At 66.3% G+C, this 16,592-nt stretch carries 17 protein-coding genes and 1 pseudogene; 11 read left to right on the top strand and 7 right to left on the bottom strand.

Features of this window, described 5'->3' with window-relative positions; all coding sequences use genetic code 11:
* Positions 1 to 72: 72 nt before the first annotated feature.
* Positions 73 to 312, top strand: coding sequence for a hypothetical protein (locus QP165_RS00640; protein WP_333993121.1), 240 nt, complete (start codon positions 73 to 75; stop codon positions 310 to 312).
* Between the two features lie 102 nt (positions 313 to 414).
* On the opposite strand, the gene QP165_RS00645 is transcribed toward QP165_RS00640, so the two are convergent.
* Together QP165_RS00645 and QP165_RS00650 are read right to left on the bottom strand one after the other, a co-directional pair.
* Positions 415 to 1,230, bottom strand: a complete 816-nt coding sequence (locus tag QP165_RS00645; RefSeq protein WP_333993123.1) for an IclR family transcriptional regulator — start codon at positions 1,228 to 1,230, stop codon at positions 415 to 417.
* 102 nt (positions 1,231 to 1,332) lie between these two features.
* Positions 1,333 to 2,346 carry a zinc-binding alcohol dehydrogenase family protein gene (locus QP165_RS00650; RefSeq protein ID WP_333993125.1) on the bottom strand — a complete coding sequence of 338 codons (1,014 nt, stop codon included), beginning with the start codon at positions 2,344 to 2,346 and terminating at the stop codon, positions 1,333 to 1,335.
* Positions 2,347 to 2,518: 172 nt separating this feature from the next.
* On the opposite strand from QP165_RS00650, the gene QP165_RS00655 reads away from it, so the two are divergent.
* From QP165_RS00655 to QP165_RS00695, 9 genes and pseudogenes are all read left to right on the top strand, one after another.
* Positions 2,519 to 2,857 (top strand): L-rhamnose mutarotase, encoded by a 339-nt coding sequence (locus QP165_RS00655; protein WP_333993126.1) that lies wholly within the window; start codon positions 2,519 to 2,521, stop codon positions 2,855 to 2,857.
* A gap of 222 nt (positions 2,858 to 3,079) precedes the next feature.
* Complete coding sequence (gene fucP, locus QP165_RS00660; RefSeq protein ID WP_333993128.1) at positions 3,080 to 4,381, top strand: L-fucose:H+ symporter permease; 1,302 nt, start codon at positions 3,080 to 3,082, stop codon at positions 4,379 to 4,381.
* A gap of 15 nt (positions 4,382 to 4,396) precedes the next feature.
* Positions 4,397 to 5,126, top strand: a pseudogene (locus tag QP165_RS00665) (SDR family oxidoreductase).
* Positions 5,127 to 5,133: 7 nt separating this feature from the next.
* Positions 5,134 to 6,282 (top strand): FMN-dependent L-lactate dehydrogenase LldD, encoded by a 1,149-nt coding sequence (lldD, locus tag QP165_RS00670; RefSeq protein WP_333993129.1) that lies wholly within the window; start codon positions 5,134 to 5,136, stop codon positions 6,280 to 6,282.
* Positions 6,279 to 7,133: a fumarylacetoacetate hydrolase family protein gene (locus tag QP165_RS00675; RefSeq protein WP_333993130.1), complete on the top strand. Its 855-nt coding sequence runs from the start codon at positions 6,279 to 6,281 to the stop codon at positions 7,131 to 7,133. Before lldD ends, QP165_RS00675 begins: the two co-directional genes overlap by 4 nt.
* 1 nt (position 7,134) lies before the next feature.
* On the top strand, positions 7,135 to 8,013 hold the full coding sequence (locus tag QP165_RS00680; protein WP_333993131.1) for an amidohydrolase family protein: 879 nt from the start codon (positions 7,135 to 7,137) through the stop codon (positions 8,011 to 8,013).
* Positions 8,010 to 9,173 carry an aldo/keto reductase gene (locus QP165_RS00685; protein ID WP_333993133.1) on the top strand — a complete coding sequence of 388 codons (1,164 nt, stop codon included), beginning with the start codon at positions 8,010 to 8,012 and terminating at the stop codon, positions 9,171 to 9,173. The genes QP165_RS00680 and QP165_RS00685 overlap by 4 nt, the downstream gene beginning before the upstream one ends.
* Positions 9,133 to 9,339, top strand: a complete 207-nt coding sequence (locus tag QP165_RS00690; RefSeq protein ID WP_333996890.1) for a hypothetical protein — start codon at positions 9,133 to 9,135, stop codon at positions 9,337 to 9,339. The genes QP165_RS00685 and QP165_RS00690 overlap by 41 nt, the downstream gene beginning before the upstream one ends.
* Positions 9,336 to 10,553: a UxaA family hydrolase gene (locus QP165_RS00695; protein ID WP_333993136.1), complete on the top strand. Its 1,218-nt coding sequence runs from the start codon at positions 9,336 to 9,338 to the stop codon at positions 10,551 to 10,553. The genes QP165_RS00690 and QP165_RS00695 overlap by 4 nt, the downstream gene beginning before the upstream one ends.
* 142 nt (positions 10,554 to 10,695) lie before the next feature.
* Here QP165_RS00695 and QP165_RS00700 read toward each other — a convergent pair whose 3' ends face one another.
* From QP165_RS00700 to QP165_RS00715, 4 genes are all read right to left on the bottom strand, one after another.
* Entirely contained in the window at positions 10,696 to 11,883 is a 1,188-nt protein-coding gene (locus tag QP165_RS00700) for a DUF2252 family protein (protein WP_333993138.1), read from the bottom strand.
* A gap of 180 nt (positions 11,884 to 12,063) precedes the next feature.
* Positions 12,064 to 12,339 (bottom strand): hypothetical protein, encoded by a 276-nt coding sequence (locus QP165_RS00705; RefSeq protein WP_333993140.1) that lies wholly within the window; start codon positions 12,337 to 12,339, stop codon positions 12,064 to 12,066.
* Between the two features lie 66 nt (positions 12,340 to 12,405).
* On the bottom strand, positions 12,406 to 12,909 hold the full coding sequence (locus tag QP165_RS00710; protein WP_333993141.1) for a YciE/YciF ferroxidase family protein: 504 nt from the start codon (positions 12,907 to 12,909) through the stop codon (positions 12,406 to 12,408).
* A 76-nt stretch (positions 12,910 to 12,985) separates the two neighbouring features.
* Positions 12,986 to 14,158 carry a zinc-dependent alcohol dehydrogenase gene (locus QP165_RS00715; protein WP_333993143.1) on the bottom strand — a complete coding sequence of 391 codons (1,173 nt, stop codon included), beginning with the start codon at positions 14,156 to 14,158 and terminating at the stop codon, positions 12,986 to 12,988.
* Between the two features lie 557 nt (positions 14,159 to 14,715).
* On the opposite strand from QP165_RS00715, the gene QP165_RS00720 reads away from it, so the two are divergent.
* Entirely contained in the window at positions 14,716 to 15,381 is a 666-nt protein-coding gene (locus tag QP165_RS00720; RefSeq protein ID WP_333993144.1) for an HAD family hydrolase, read from the top strand.
* On the opposite strand, the gene nhaA is transcribed toward QP165_RS00720, so the two are convergent.
* On the bottom strand, positions 15,354 to 16,562 hold the full coding sequence (gene nhaA / locus QP165_RS00725) for a Na+/H+ antiporter NhaA (RefSeq protein ID WP_333993145.1): 1,209 nt from the start codon (positions 16,560 to 16,562) through the stop codon (positions 15,354 to 15,356). The two genes, QP165_RS00720 and nhaA, sit on opposite strands and share 28 nt — an antisense overlap.
* Positions 16,563 to 16,592 lie beyond the last annotated feature (30 nt).

Below are 16,592 nucleotides of genomic sequence, written 5' to 3' on the forward strand. Positions count from 1 at the left end.
CCTGCGGAGTTCACGGGGCAAGGGGCGTCGATTTTCGGCAAGGCAGGCGTCGGATATGTCCTGCGGGAAGGGATGTTTCGCCCGCCGCTCCTGTCCAGCACCGCAGAAACCGAGGCGGTGGTGCTTGGCCTCAAATATGTGACCCAGTTCGGCGACGATGTGCTGAAGGCGGCGGCGCGCGACGCAGCGGCGAAGATCGCGTCCGTGCTGTCGGTCGCTGCGCGGGAGACGCTGCAAGAGCCCAACTCGCTGCCGGGCCCTCGGGCTGGATCGAGCCTGGAAGGAGGGATCGCCTTCAATCGCGTGGCTTAATAGATGCCGCCCGTCTGGTATCGATCAGCTTTAACTTCCTTCCGAACGTTCACGACCGGCGGATCAGGCGTTCAGCTCTATGCCCCAAGCAGGGCTGCGGTATCACACCGCGTCGACAACGCGTTGGGGTTGCCAGCCCAATGCCGTCGATATCCGCTGCGCGGTCTGCCGGAGTTCGGCGCAGGCATCGTCGATCGAGACGAGCTGCGATCCGTCGATCAGTTCAAGGAACGGCACCGTAAGCGCCGCGAGCAACTCGCCGTCGAAGCCGAAGATCGGACAGCTGATGTCCGTTACCCCGCGCGTGACCGGGCTTTCGCGCAGGCCGAACCCCTGGTCGCGGACCTGTTGCAGACGCGCGGCCAGGACGGACTGGCCGATCGGTTCCTTGCGCAGCGCCGCGGCGCGACTGAACATCCGCTCGGTCGCCTCTTCGGGCGAGAACGCGAGCAGCACATGCCCCGAACAGCTGCGCACGAGGTCGATCGAAGCGCCGACCCGCAGCGCAAAGCCGCGAACGCCCGGATTTTCCTCGCGCGCGATCACCATGCCCTCGCCGGCCTGCACCACGACGAGATGACAGGATTGGCCGATTGCCGCGGCCAGCACCTGCATTTCGGGCTGCGCGGTGACGACGAGCTTGCGCGCGGGCGTCGCGCGATAGGCGACGTCGAGGAATTTGTACGTCACCGTGTAGCGATCGGTGGTCGACGATTTCTGGAGATAGCCCGCGTCTTCCATCACCACGACGATGCGGAACAATTCCCCCAGCGATCGGCCGAGCGCGCTCGCCATCTCGCTTGCCAGCAACCCTTGCGGATTGTCCGCGAGCAGCTCGATGATGAGGAAGGCCTTGTCGAGCGCGGGCGCATTATAGGTGCCCTTGCGCTGCGCCGTCGCGCCGTCTTGTTTAGGCATGGTGTTCCATCGATGTCGTAGGAGCCGAACATATCCCGGTTTGTCGAGGGAGAAAGCCATCGTTCCAGCGTCGCACGCAGCGCCGTGCGGCGGCGTCATCGCTCAGATCGTCACGATGGCCTTCAGGACCTGTTCCTGTCGCGCGATCAGCGCCGGGATCGCGGTGGGCACATCGTCGAGGGCGACGCGATCGGTCAGGAAGCGGTCGGTCGGCACCGCGCCGTTGCGGATCGAGGCGACGACGTGGTGGAAATCGACCGACAGCGCGTTGCGGCTCGCCAGCAGCGTCGTTTCGCGCTTGTGAAATTCGGGATCGGCAAACACGAGGTCGTCGCGACACAGGCCGATCAGGACATAGGTGCCGGCATGGGCGACGTGGCTCAGGCCCGCGTTCATCGCCTGGATGCTGCCGGTCGCGTCGAACACATAGTCGAACATCTCGCCATCGGTGCGCTCTGCCAGCTCCGTCGTGGCATCCGGGCCTGCGACCACCCCGGCCTCGAACCCGAACCGCTCCGCCGCTGTCGCCAGCCGGCGTGCGCTGCGATCGTGCAGCGTGACCGACACGGCACCCGCAATCCGCGCGAACAGCGCGCAGCCGATGCCGATCGGGCCGGCGCCGGTGACCAGGACGCGCGTCCCCGGCTCGATCGCCGCGCGGCGTACCGCGTGCGCACCGATCGCGAGGAATTCGACCATCGCCGCCTGATCGACCGTAAGCCCCTCGGTCGGGACGATCGATCCGGCGGGGACCGTCAGATACTCGGTCATGCCGCCATCGGCATGCACGCCGAGCACGCGGATGTTCGAACAGCAATTGGGGCGGCCACGGCGACACGCGACGCACGTCCCGCAGGCGAGGTAGGGGTTGACCGTGACGATCTGTCCCGTCGCCAGTCCGCTGTCACGCGGCGCTTCGACGATCTCCCCGGCGAGTTCGTGCCCGATCAGCCGCGGATAGGTGAAGAAGGGCTGGCTGCCGTCGAAGATATGATAATCGGTGCCGCAGATCCCGACGCGTCGCATCCGCAGCAGGACCTCGCCATCGGCCGGGCGCGGCATCGGCCGATCCTCGATCCGGGCCTCGTTCGGCGCGGTGCATATCAGAGCCTTCATTGCCGTTCCTTTCGCGTGTTCCAGCCGGATATCGAGCGTGCCGGTCGCGCTCGATGCGTCATACCGCATATCAGTCTCTAGATCATTAGATGATAGTACGATATCATCCATGCAACCTTGAGACGGGGTCGCTGACATGGCGTTCGACCCGCGGAGCAGCAGGAGAGAACCGATGGCGCGTCGCGTCTGCTTTGCCCTCGACCTTGTCGACGATGCGGATCTGATCGCCGCGTATGAGCGCGCGCATGCGCCCGGCGCGGTATGGCCGGAGGTGACTGCGGGCATCCGTGCGAAGGGATTCCTCGACATGGAAATCTGGCGCGCCGCGGATCGTCTCGTCATGATCGCGACGGTCGCCGAGGGCTGGCCACGGTCGCTGACCCCGGAACAAGCCGCGGCCGACGATCGGTGGGAGGCTGCGATGGACGCTTTTCAGCGGCCTCTCCCGCACGCCGCTGCCACCGAGAAATGGGTGCCGATGGCGCGCATCTTCGCACTCGACGAGCAATAGCGACAGCCGGTCCCACGGCAGGCTCGTCCCGGCGGAAAAGCGAGGCGCCTGACGTTTGCACTATCGCTAGCGAGAGAGAAATCTCATAACGGAGATTGGAATGGCGGGTCGATATTCTCATTGGGCGATGGCGTACGGGCGAACACCGTGGTCAGCCGTAGCAACTACGACGGCCCCGTCGCCGGAAGGTCCTGACGACGCGATGGCAGGGAGCGCAGGCTGATGGCCTTATCGCCGATGATCGAGACCGATGGCGCGCCCCGCAAGGCGGATCGCGAGGGCGGCGGGCGCTATGTCGCGGCGCTCGTGATCACCGTGTCGCTGTTCTTCCTGTGGGGGATGGCGAACAACCTCAACGACATCCTGATCGCACAGTTTCGCAAGGCGTTCGCACTGTCGGATTTCGGCACCAGCTTCGTCCAGCAGGTCTTCTATTTCGGCTATTTCGTCGTCGCGATTCCCGCGTCGTCCGTGATGCGGCGGTACGGTTACAAGACCGCGATCGTGACCGGACTGACGCTGTACGGCTGCGGTGCGCTGCTGTTCTATCCCGCCGCGGTCGCGGGGATGTACCAGCTGTTCCTGCTCGCGCTGTTCGTGATCGCGTGCGGCCTCGCGTTTCTCGAAACCTCGGCCAACCCGCTGATGACCGAACTGGGCGATCCGCGTACCGCGACGCGCCGGCTCAACTGGGCGCAGGCGGCCAACCCGCTCGGCGCGATCACCGGGATCCTGGTCGGGCGCAATTTCATCCTGTCGGGGATCGAGCATGACGAGCGCAGCATGGCCGCGATGAGCGATGCGGCACGCGACGCGTTCTACCGTGCGGAAGTGCAGGCGGTGGTGATGCCCTATGTCGCGATCGCGGGCGTCGTGCTGCTGTTCGCGGTCGCCGCGGCGCTGGTGCCGTTCCCGCGCGGCAGCGTCGCGGATGATGACGGTCCGACGGGGCGCTTCACCGACGTATTCCGTCGCCCGCAGCTGATCGCCGCGGTCGTCGCGCAGTTCTTCTATGTCGGCGCGCAGGTCGGCCTGTGGAGCTACACGATCCGCTATGCGCAGGCGAATGCGGGCATGGGCGAGCGGGGAGGGGCCGATGCGCTGTTCGTGTCGCTGGTGCTGTTCGCGGCGGGACGCTTCGTGGGGACGGCGCTGATGGCGCGGCTCGCGCCGGTCGCGCTGCTGGCGATCTTCTCGGCGATCTCGCTGCTCCTGGCTGCGTTTGCGGGCACGGTTGGCGGGACGATCGGGCTCTACGCGCTGGTCGCGACGAGCCTGTTCATGTCGATCCAGTTCCCGACGATCTTCGCGCTGGGCGTCGACGGTCTCGGGCCGCTGCGCAAGGCGGGGTCGTCGCTGATCATCATGGCGATCATCGGCGGCGCGGCGCTGACCGCGCTGATCGGCTGGGTGTCGGATCGCGCCGGGATCACGCATGCGATGCTGGTGCCGGCCGCGTGTTTCGCCGCGGTATTCGCCTTTGCACTTTACGCTCGCGGTTCAACCGCGCGGGCCTCGATCTGAAAAGGAAGACGTGACGTGGATAGACTGAAGGGCAAGCGCGCGATCGTGACTGGCGCCGGCCAGGGCATCGGGCGCGCGGCGGCCGAGCTGTTCGCCGCAGAGGGCGCCGAGGTGCTCGCGCTCGATCGCAACGCGGACGCGCTGGCGGATCTTGCCGGATGCACGCCGTACGTCATCGACCTGACCGATCGCGCCGCGATCCGAGCGTTTGCTGAAAGTGCAGGGGGTGGACGTGCTGTTCAACTGCGCGGGCTATGTCGATGCGGGCGTGCTGCTGGAGACCGCGGACGCGGGGTACGACCTGTCGTTCGACCTCAACGTCCATGCGATCACGCACATGCTGACCGCGCTGTTGCCGGCGATGATCGCGCGCGGTGGCGGGTCGATCGTCAACATGTCGTCGGTTGCGGGCGCGGTGATCGGGGTCGGCAACCGCTACGCGTACTGCGCGTCGAAGGCGGCGGTGGCGGGGATCACGCGGTCGGTGGCGCTCGATTATGTCGGCAAGGGCATTCGCTGCAACGCGATCTGCCCGGGCACGGTCCAGTCGCCGTCGCTCGACGAGCGGCTGGCGGCGACCGGCGACGAGGCCGCGGCGCGCGCCGCGTTCGTCGCGCGGCAGCCGATGGGGCGGCTTGGCAAGGCCGACGAGGTGGCGGCGCTCGCGCTGTATCTCGCGTCCGACGAAAGCGCCTATACCACCGGGCAGTTGCACGTGATCGACGGCGGCTGGTGCATGGCCTGATGCGATGGTGACGATCGCCTCAACGCTCGATTTTCAGCGCGCCGCCAAGGCGCGGCTGCCGCGCTTCCTGTTCGATTATGCGGACGGCGGCGCCTATGCCGAGCAGACCTTGCGTCGCAACACCGCGGATCTCGGCGACATCGCGCTGCGCCAGCGGGTGTTGCAGGACGTGGCGACGATCGATCTGTCGACCACGCTGTTCGGTCGCGAAATGCCGCTGCCGGTGGCACTCGCGCCGATCGGGATCGGCGGCATGTACCGCCGCCGCGGCGAGACGCAGGCGGCGCGGGCGGCCAATGCGCGCGGCCTGCCGTTCACGCTGTCGACCGTCGGGTTGTGCGGGATCGACGAGGTCCGCCGCGCCACCGACGGGCCATTGTGGTTCCAGCTCTACGTCCTGCGCGACCGCGGCTTCATGCGCGACCTGATCGCGAACGCCAGGGCGGCGGGGGCGGAGGCGCTGGTGTTCACGGTCGACATGCCGGTGCCGGGTGCGCGCTATCGTGACGCGCATTCGGGCATGTCGGGGCCGCACGCGCCGCTGCGCCGGCTGTTGCAGGCGATGGGGCGGCCGGGCTGGGCCTGGGATGTGGGCCTGCGCGGGCGGCCGCACCGGCTCGGCAATCTGGAGCCGGTGCTCGGCAAGGCGAGCGGGATGAACGATTACATGGGCTGGCTCGGCGCGAATTTTGATCCGTCGATCCAGTGGCGCGATCTCGACTGGATCCGCGCCGCCTGGGACGGTCCGCTGATCATCAAGGGGATTCTCGACCCCGACGACGCGCGCGCTGCTGCCGATGTCGGGGCCGACGGGATCGTCGTCTCCAACCATGGCGGGCGGCAGCTCGACGGCGTGCTGTCGACCGCGCGCGCGCTACCGCCGATCGCCGACGCGGTCGGCGACCGGCTGACCGTGCTGGCGGATTCGGGCGTGCGCTCGGGGCTCGACGTGGTGCGCATGCTCGCGCTGGGCGCGCACGGCGTCCTGCTCGGCCGTGCCTGGCTCTATGCGCTGGCCGCGCGCGGCGAGGCGGGCGTGGCACAATTGCTCGACCTGATCGAAAAGGAAATGCGCGTCGCGATGACGCTCACCGGCGTCAACACGATCGCCAAGATCGATCGCTCCATTCTGGTTTCTGCAAAGGATAGTCTATGAAACTCTGTCGCTATGGTGCCCCCGGACAGGAACAGCCGGGCCTGATCGATGCCGATGGCCGCCTGCGCGCGCTGACCGGTCATGCCGACATTACCGGCGAGACGCTGGCGCCCGACGTGCTGGCAACGCTCGCCGCGATCGACCCCGCGACGCTGCCGCTGGTCGAGGGGACGCCGCGCTACGGCGTGCCGGTATCGGGGACGCGCAAGTTCGTCGCGATCGGCCTGAACTATGCCGATCACGCCGCCGAATCGAACCTGCCGATCCCGTCGGAGCCGGTCGTGTTCAACAAATGGGTCAGCTGTCTTCAGGGCGCGAACGATCCCGTCGTCATCCCGCGCGATTCGCAGAAGACCGACTGGGAAGTCGAGCTGGGCATCGTCATCGGCACGCGCGCCGACTATGTCGAAACCGCCGACGCGCTGGCGCATGTCGCGGGCTACTGCGTGGTCAACGACGTGTCCGAGCGTCACTGGCAGCTCGAACGCGGCGCGACCTGGGACAAGGGGAAGGGCTTCCCGACCTTCGGCCCGGTCGGCCCGTGGCTCGTCACCGCCGACGAGGTCGGCGATCCGCAGAACCTGTCGATGTGGCTCGACGTCAACGGCAAGCGGATGCAGGACGGCAGCACGAAGACGATGATCTTCTCGGTCGCCGAGATCGTCGCCTATTGCTCGCAGTTCATGACGCTCGAGCCCGGCGACATCATCACCACCGGTACGCCGCCGGGCGTCGGCATGGGCCAGAAGCCGGAGCCCTGGTATCTGAAGGCGGGCGACGTCGTCACGCTCGGCATCGAGAAGCTGGGCGAGCAGCGCCAGGACTTCGTCGCCTGGCAGCCGCGTCGCTGAGATGACCCGGCCGCCGTTCGTCGATGCGCATCTCCACCTCTGGGACAGGGATGGCTTGCGCTATCCCTGGCTCGAGACCGCGGAGACCGCGCCGATCGCGGCGACCTATACGGTTGCGCACCACCGCGCGGCGGCGGCGGCGTGGAACCTCGTCGGCGCGGTGCATATCGACGCCGGCGCACACCGCGACGACGGCGAGCGCGAGACCGACTGGCTTAACGACGTCGCCGATGCGCACGGCCTGCCCGATGCGATCATCGCGCGCGTCGAACTCGACGATCCCGACGTCGAGGCGCTGCTCGCCCGGCAGGCCGCGCGACCCCGCGTCCGCGGCATCCGCCACCTCGTCAACTGGCACCCCGATGCCGTGCGGCAAGCCTATCCGCGCGACCTGACGATCGATCCGGCGTGGCGACGCGGCTTCGGGTTGCTCGCCGAACACGGGCTCAGCTACGATTTCCACGGGTTCCCGGCGCAGCTGCCCGGGCTGGTCGCGATCGCCGCCGCGCACCCGAGCGTGCCCGTCATCGTCAACCATCTGGGCCTGCCGATCCCGGGCGATGGGCTCGACCAGTGGCGCGCCGGGGTGACCGCGCTCGCGGCGATGCCGCAGGTGTCGATCAAGCTGTCGGGCGCGGGTTTCATCCACGCGCCGTTCGACCCCGCCGCCTTTGCCGACATCGTCGCCCAGGTGATCGACCTGTTCGGCACGCGGCGCGTGATGGTCGCGACCAATTTCCCCACCGACCGCCTGTTCGCGACGCTGGACGAGACGCTGGGGGCCTATGAGACCCTGCTGGCGAACCGCAGCGACGACGAGCGTGCCGACCTTTGGGGCCGCAACGCCAACCGTATCTATCGACTGGACCTCGACCTTTGACCCATATTCCCCGCCGGCCGATCGGCCGCACCGCGCTGTCGGTGCCCGAACTCGGCTTCGGTGCCGCCTCGCTCGGCAATCTCTACGCGCCGGTGGCCGACGCCGATGCGCGCACGGCGATCGATGCCGCGCTCGCCGCGGGTCTGCGCTATGTCGACACCGCGCCGCATTATGGCCGCGGGCTGTCCGAACGCCGTGTCGGCGACGCGGTGCGGTTGCAGCCGGACACCGTCGTTTCGACCAAGGTCGGGCGGTTGATGGATCCCGACGCGTCGATCACCGATGATAGCGAACGCGACGGCTTCCGCTCGCCGATGCCGTTCCGCATGCGCTATGACTATACGCACGACGGCATCCTGCGCAGCCACGAGCACAGCCTGCAGCGGATGGGCGTCGCGCAGGTCGACCTGCTCTATGTCCATGACATCGGGCGGTACACGCATGGCGATGCCGCGGACGGCTATTGGCAGCAGCTGACTAGCGGCGGCGGATTGAAGGCGCTCGAACGGTTGCGCGACGAAGGCACGATCACGGGCTTCGGCATCGGTGTGAACGAGATCCAGGTCTGTCTCGAGGTGATGGCCGAGGCGCGGCTCGACGCGGTCCTGCTCGCCGGGCGCTATACATTGCTCGAACAGGAGGCGCTCGATGCGCTGTTTCCGGCCTGCGCGGCAGCGGGGACGTCGATCGTCATCGGCGGCCCGTACAATAGCGGCATCCTCGCGACCGGTACGCGGCGCGGCGGCACGGTCCATTACGACTACGGCCCCGCGCCCGCGCCCGTGCTGACGCGCGTGCGCGGTATCGAGGCGGTCGCCGATCGTCACGGCGTCGCCCTGCCTGCCGCAGCGCTCGCGTTCGTGCTCGCGCATCCGCTGGTCGCCAGCGTCATTCCGGGCATCGGCAGCGCCGCGCGCGTGACGCAGACCGTCGACCTCTATCACGCCGTCATCCCGGCGGCGTTCTGGGACGAGTTGCGCGGCGAGGGGCTGCTGCGCCCCGATGCGCCGGTACCGGGGGCGCGGCATGACCGCCGCCGCAATCCGCCTGTCGCCGAGCGACAACGTCGCGGTCGCCTGCCGCAACCTGACCCCCGGCGAGACGATCGCAGTCGAGGGGATCGCACTGGCCATCACCGAAAAGGTCGATCTCGGTCATAAGATCGCGCTCTCGTGCTTGAAAACAAGCGACAAGATCATCAAATACGGGATGCCGATCGGCTCGGCCACGGCGGACGTGCCGGCGGGCGGCTGGGTGCACATGCACAACATGCAGAGCGACTATATCCCCGCGCACCTGCGTGACGCCGCAGGAGATCACTCATGAACGATCTGACCCCGAACGATCGGACGATGACCGGCTGGCTGCGCGCCGATGGCCGCAAGGGTATCCGCGATGCCATCGTGGTCGTTTATCTGGTCGAATGCGCGCATCACGTCGCGCGCCGGATCGTCGACAAGATCGACGATCCGCGCGTCCAGCTGATCGGCTTTCCGGGCTGCTATCCCAACGACTATGCGCTGGCGATGATGAAGGCGCTGACGACGCACCCCAATGTCGGCGGAGTCGTGCTGCTGTCGCTGGGCTGCGAAAGCTTCAACCGCGAATTGCTCGGTGCGAACGCGAGGGAGCAGGGCCGTCCCGTCGAGACGGTGGTGATCCAGCAGGTCGGCGGCACCGGCCCGGCGATCGCGGCGGGGATGGCCGCGGTCGAACGCGTCCGCGCCGAAGCCGATGCGCGCGCGAGCCGCGTGCCGATGGTGATGTCCGAACTGGTGATCGGCACGATCTGCGGCGGCTCCGACGGGACCAGCGGGATCACCGGCAACCCCGCGGTCGGCCGCGCCTTCGACACGCTGATCGATGCGGGTGCTGCGTGCATCTTCGAAGAAACCGGCGAGATGATCGGCTGCGAAGGTCATATGGCGAGCCGCGCCGCGACGCCCGAAGTCGCGGATGCGCTGATCGCCTCGGTCCACAAGGCCGAGATCTATTACCGCGCGATGGGCTATGGCAGTTTTGCGCCCGGCAATGCGGAGGGCGGGCTCTCGAGCCAGGAGGAGAAGTCCGCCGGCGCCTATGCCAAATCGGGGAGCCGTCCGATCGACGGCGTGATCGATCCGGCCGAGCTCGTGCCCGGGCCGGGCCTTTACCTGCTCGACGTCGTGCCGCCGGGCGATCCCAAGTTCGGCTTCCCCAACATCGTCGACAATGCCGAGATCGGTGAATTGATGGCGAGCGGCGCGCATATCAACCTGTTCGTCACGGGGCGCGGCTCGGTGGTCGGCTCGGCGATCTCGCCGGTGGTGAAGATCTGCGCCAATCCCGACACCTATCGCCGGATGGCCGACGACATGGATGTCGACGCAGGCCGCATCCTCGAAGGGCGTGGCTCGCTCGACGAGGTCGGTGCCGAGATCGTCGATCTCATCACGGCAATCGCGAACGGCGCGCAGACCAAGTCTGAAGCGCTCGGGCATTCCGAGTTCATCCTGACGTACAAGGCGTCGGCACCGGCGCGCCCGTCGGAATGTCGATGATGGCGAGCGGCGGATCGAGGTCGGCATCTGCCGCCCCGATCCGGCGTGATGTCCTTTACAAGGAGCACCATCAGGCTCTGCCGAGCTCCTCGCACGGCCTTTGCCGATCGAGGAGCGCCGGGCGCCGACTTCCGCGACTTTGTTACCCGTTCAGCCCGAAGCGGCGGCAATGTTCGAGATAGCCGACCTCATGGGCACCGGCCATCGCGACGACGGCCTGCCACAGCCATGACGGCGCATCGATGCTGTCATCGCGGGCGGTCAGCGTTTCGCGCCATGACAGTCTGGCGCTGTCGCTAAGTTGCCGGGCGTGCGCCTGGCCCACGACGAACGACAGATAGGATGCGGCGGCGACGGCTTCCTTTCGGCTGAACTGCGCGACTTCGATCTTGAGGTCCTGCGGCGCCAGTTCGCGCAGGAACACGGGCTTCCCCATGAGGTCCGCCGCGATCATTCGCTGCCCGAGATTGGGCGACAATGCCCTCGCGCCAGCGAGCACGCGTTCGCCGGGGTCAGTCGGCATCGTCACCTCGCCCGCCACCGGTACGACAGAGGCGACCGCCTCCTTGATATCGACCAGCGCCAGTCGTTCCTCCTTTGCCTTCCCATTCGAAATGCCGATCAGTACCGCGAACCGGAGGTTCCCGAGCGAGCTGCACCCCTTGCGCCAATAGGCGGCGTCGACGACGCGAAGCCTCCCGTCGCCGGCCACACCGGCGAGCTCCATGCACCGGGCACGAATGGCTTCATCGGCGAACAGCGCGGCAAGTGCCGCCTTTTCCGCGCTTGCGAGCTTCCAGAAGCGCTTGTTGTGCGGGATGACGGGCTTGACGTCCTCGAGGCGATCCTTCGCCAGATGACGCCACCGTCTGCCGATCGCCTCGCGCTTCACCGACCGGACGACGTCGGGTTCGCGCGGATCGTCGTCGATTGTCGGGGTCAGCGCGCGGCTATACCCGTCGATCATCGCCTCGATCATCTGCGCGGTCGTGACGCCGGGCAGGTCCGAACTCCGCGCCGCGGTTTCTAGCGACAGCCCGAGGCGGATCAGGTCGTAGGCCGGATTGGAGATGACCGTCTGATCCAGATCGCGGATCTGAATGTCGACGCGGTGATCGGCATCGGCCACGGGGCCAAGATTGCCGAGATGGCAGTCACCGCAAATCCATACCGGCGGGCCTTGCGGAATGCGCGCAGCGACGGGGGACTCTTCAAGCCATGCGTAGAATTGCGCGGTATTGCCGCGGACATACGCGTGGACCGATCGTGCCATCTTGAGCGAGCGGGTGCGCAAAAGCGCAGCCGCGCGTTCGTCGGGAGCTACCGCCATGGACACGCTTTCAACAGAGGATGGGGAGGGGTGGCGTTCGCCTCCCAATGCGCAGTGCGCGCCTACGAGGACCGCTGCGCCCACGCAATCGCCAGGCTGGCCGCGGCGTCTTTAGACGCCGTCGCGACGGAGGATCGGCGAAGGCGCCGCCTCTCACGATGCCGGCAACTGTGCCGCCCGCTAGAGATCGGCCTTGATCTCCATAATCTGCGTGTCCGAGAGCCCCGGTTTTTCCGCACCGAGATATTGCAGGAGTTCGCCGATCTCGTCCGGCCCGAACTCGAGGTCGAGATCGTCCATCCGTATGGACATCGCGCGCTGTCTGTCGGCCGACTGTGCGGCGACGATCGCGACGCACTCCTCAAGCGTTCCCCGTCCGATGTCCGCGGGGCTGAGGTCACCGGACGCCGTGACCGGGACAATGCTGGCCGGTTCGCTCAAGGGGTAGGTCGTCATCGTCGTCGATCCCGTCGTCTGGGTACATTCGGGTGGCGCCCGCCGCCGGCGGGCGCCACAGGTGGCTCAGGCGTCTTCGGCCTCGATGTTGACGCTCGTCTCGGCGAGCTTCGTCATATATTCGTCGCCGCCATAGATGTCCTTGGTCGCCGCGGTGAGCTTCTTGTGGTCATCCTTCAGGCCCAGCGCCTTGGCATAGGCCGCGGCCGTGCCGAAACCCGCAATCCCGTAATGCGTCATCCGCTGATACTGCGCGATGATCATCACATCGAGCACTGGACCCTTGTCGGGACCTTCCTCGAGCACATGCTTGGTGGCTTCGGCGACGAGGCCCTCCATGCCCTTGCAATGCTCCTTCGAAACCTTCTCGTCGTTCGAGGCGATCAGTGCCTTCAGGAGTTCGGTGTGCGTCTCGATGTCCGCCTGCGACTTGGTAAGCATGTCCTTCAGCGACGCGTCGCTCGCCTTGGTCGTGATCTTCTTCAGGACCTTCTTCATCTGGTCGTTCGCCGACCACAGGTCCTTCAGCTCGTCGGTGTAGATGTCCTTGAGATCTTCGGGTGCAGACATGGGATCGTCCTCTGGAAGCCGCCGGGCGGGATGCCCGGCGGTTGAATGTGACATGCGCGGATCGGGCCGGGCGGGATTAGGGGCGCAGCACGACCTTGATCACGCCGTCCTGCTTGTCGCGGAACTTCTGGTACATCTCGGGCGCATCCTCGAGGCTCGCGGGGTGCGTGACGACGAAGCTTGGGTCGATATCGCCCGCCTCGATCCGCGCGAGCAGCGGCTTGGTATAGGCCTGGACGTGCGTCTGGCCGGTCTTGATCGTCAGACCCTTGTTCATCATCGCGCCGATCGGGATCTTGTCGCCCATCCCGACATAGACGCCGGGGATCGACACGGTGCCGCCCATCCGGCAGCTCATGATCGCCTCGCGCAGGACATGGACACGGTCGGTGGCGAGGAATGTCGCGGCCTTGACCTTATCGATGACCGCATCGATCGCGCCATGACCCGAAGCTTCAGCGCCGACCGCGTCGATGCAGCTGTCGGGACCGCGGCCCTTGGTGCGGAACTGTAGCTCGTCATACACGCTGTCGACCTCGGCGAAGTTGATCGTCTCGGCACCGCCTGCCTCGGCCATCGCGAGGCGCTCGGGCACTTCATCGATCGCGATCACGCGGCCGGCACCCAGCATCAGCGCCGACCGGATCGCGAACTGGCCGACCGGGCCGCAGCCCCAGATCGCCACGGTATCGCCCTCTTCGATGTTCGCATTCTCCGCGGCCATGTAGCCGGTCGGGAAGATGTCGGAGAGGAACAGCGCCTGATCGTCCGTGACGTTGTCGGGCACCTTGATCGGGCCGATATCGGCCATCGGGACGCGCAGATATTCCGCCTGGCCGCCGCAATAGCCGCCCAGCATGTGGCTGAACCCGAACAGACCGGCGGGCGAATGGCCCATCGCCTTGATCGCTAGTTCTGCATTGGGATTGGTCCGCTCGCACGCCGAGAACAAGCCCTTCCGGCAGAAGAAGCAATCGCCGCAGCTGATCGTGAACGGCACGACGACGCGGTCGCCGATCTTCAGGTTGGTAACTTCCGACCCGAGCGCGACGACGACGCCCATATTCTCATGCCCGAGAATATCGCCTGCCTGCATTGTCGGCTGGTAGCCGTCGAGCAGATGAAGATCGGACCCGCAAATCGCGCAGGCCGAAACCTTGATGATCGCATCGCGGGGATGCTTGATCTCGGGATCTGCGACGGTATCGACTCGAACATCGCCTTTTCCATGCCAAACCAGTGCGCGCATCAGAAAGTCTCCGTCTTGAAATCGGGGTAAGTCACTTGCACCCATACAAGTGCCAGCGCGTTCGGTGATCAGTGATCGTCGAATGACAATTCTATCACCTCAGACGACATCGGACGTTACCTGCAAGTACTGCAGGACATCGATGTGCTGTGTTTACCCCGTCTTGTTGTAGCCGGATAAGATAGCGATCTTACCTGCGGTATCGTTCCAGCAAAAATCCTGATAACCGGCGATTATATTTTGCATTGATAGATATCAGTATCGATCGCCTGAAGATAAATTGGACTGCGCGATAAAGGTCCCTATTTTGCAAGGACTTGCGGTGACGCCGATCTGGCTTCCGAAGCGCCGGACAGTTTGACGCGACAATTTGCGCTTCTGGAGGGCGATGGCAAAGCCGGCTCCGCGACATGCGAGATTAGTGAAGACGGGGACCATTCGGCGAACCGGTCGTTAGGACGGTACCGCCCACTGCCGACGGTGTTCGAACGCGACGACCTCCATGGGCCTCGACGTTCTGGCGTGCGGCGGCAGGCCTTCGGACCCGGGATAATGTCATGCAGATCAAAGCCATTCTCTTCGATATCGACGGTACGCTGGTCGATACCAACGACATGCACGTCCTTGCGTGGGAGGAGGCTTTCGCGCGCGTGGGGGCCTCGTTCGATCGCCAGGTGATCCACGACCAGATCGGCAAGGGCACCGACATGCTCGTGCCGACGCTCCTGCCCGACGCCGACGACGACCAGGAGGAAGAACTCGGCGACACGCACGGCGCGATCTTCAAGGCGAAATACCTTCAGACCGCCAAGCCGTTCTCAAAGGCGCACGACCTGTTGGCGCATACGCATAGTCTGGGTCAGCAGGTCGTGCTAGCGTCATCGGCCTCGGGCGGAGAACTCGACCACTATATCGGCCTGCTGAACGCGCGCGACCTCATCACCGCGACGACGAGCAGCGACGACGTCGAGAAGACCAAGCCCGCGCCCGATATCTTCGCGACCGCGCTCGAGAAATTGCCGGGGATCGATCCCTCGGAGGTCATCGTCGTCGGCGACACGCCCTATGATATCGAGGCGGCGGCGAAATGCGGGATCGCCGCGGTCGCCGTCCGGTCGGGCAAGTTCGAGGACGCACAACTTCAGGCAGCAGGCGCGGTCGCGATCTACGACGACGTCGCAGCCTTGCTCGCCGGCTATGCAACCTCCCCGCTGGGACGCTGATCGACCGCGCGTCGTGCCGGCGTGCGTACGCTGCGCAGCAGGGCGTAACCGAGAAGCCCCGAGACGAAGGACCCGGCGAGCACCCCGACCTTTGCCTCTGCCTGCAGGATCGGGCTGGTCGGGAAGGCCAGCAGGGTGATGAAGATGCTCATCGTAAAGCCGATCCCGCACAGCAATGCGACCCCGAGCAGCTGCCGTTTCCCGGCGTGAGCGGGCATGTCCGCGAGGCCCAGCCGAACCGCCAGCATCGAAAAGCCGAAGACGCCCGTCACCTTGCCGAGCAGCAGCCCCAGCGAGACGCCAAGCGTGACAGGCGCAACAAGCGCCTCGGCCGGCAGCGTCAGCACGGGTACCCCGGCATTGGCGAGGCCGAAGATCGGCACGACGATAAAGCCGACGGGGAGGTGCAGGGCGTGCTCGAGCGTATGCAGCGGGCTATCCGCATCACCGTCCGGGCGACCGGGCGTGCATCGCATCGGAATCGTGAGTGCGACGATCACGCCGGCAAGCGTTGCGTGGATGCCCGAGCGAAATACCAGTATCCAGAGGATCGCCCCCACCAGCAGATATGGCGTGAGGCGTCGCACGCCGAGGCGGTTGAGCCCTATGAGGACGCTGATCGCGACGGCCGCCCCGGCAAGGTCGGGTATCGACAGCTTCGCCGTATAGAACAGCGCAATGATCACCACCGCGCCGAGGTCGTCTATGATCGCGAGCGCGGCCAGAAACACGCGCAGCGATGCGGGGACGCGTGTCCCGAGCAGCGCGATCACGCCGAGCGCGAACGCTATGTCGGTGGCGGCGGGAATGGCCCAGCCAGCCGCGGTCGGGCCGCGATTGAGCGCGAGATAGACCAGCGCCGGCACCATCATGCCGCCCGCAGCCGCAATCCCGGGAAGCACGCGACGCGGCCATGTCGAAAGCTGACCGTCGAGCATCTCGCGTTTGATCTCGAGCCCGACGAGCAGGAAGAACACCGCCATCAGCGCGTCGTTGATCCAGTGCCCGATCGACAGCGGTCCGACATAGGCGTGGAGGATCGTGTCGTAGCTGGGCCCGACCGGCGAGTTGGCAAGGATGAGCGCCAGCACGGCCGCGCCCATCAGCACCAGACCGGCCGAGGACTGACTTTCGAGAAAACGGCGAATGGCACTTGGCGTGATGCGCGGCGCGTGGCCCATCGTGACGGTCTCCGGACACAGATTGTCGGC

The sequence above is a fragment of the Sphingomonas sp. 22R3R2A-7 genome, from assembly GCF_036856055.1.
In the GTDB taxonomy this organism is placed as follows: Bacteria; Pseudomonadota; Alphaproteobacteria; order Sphingomonadales; family Sphingomonadaceae; genus Sphingomonas.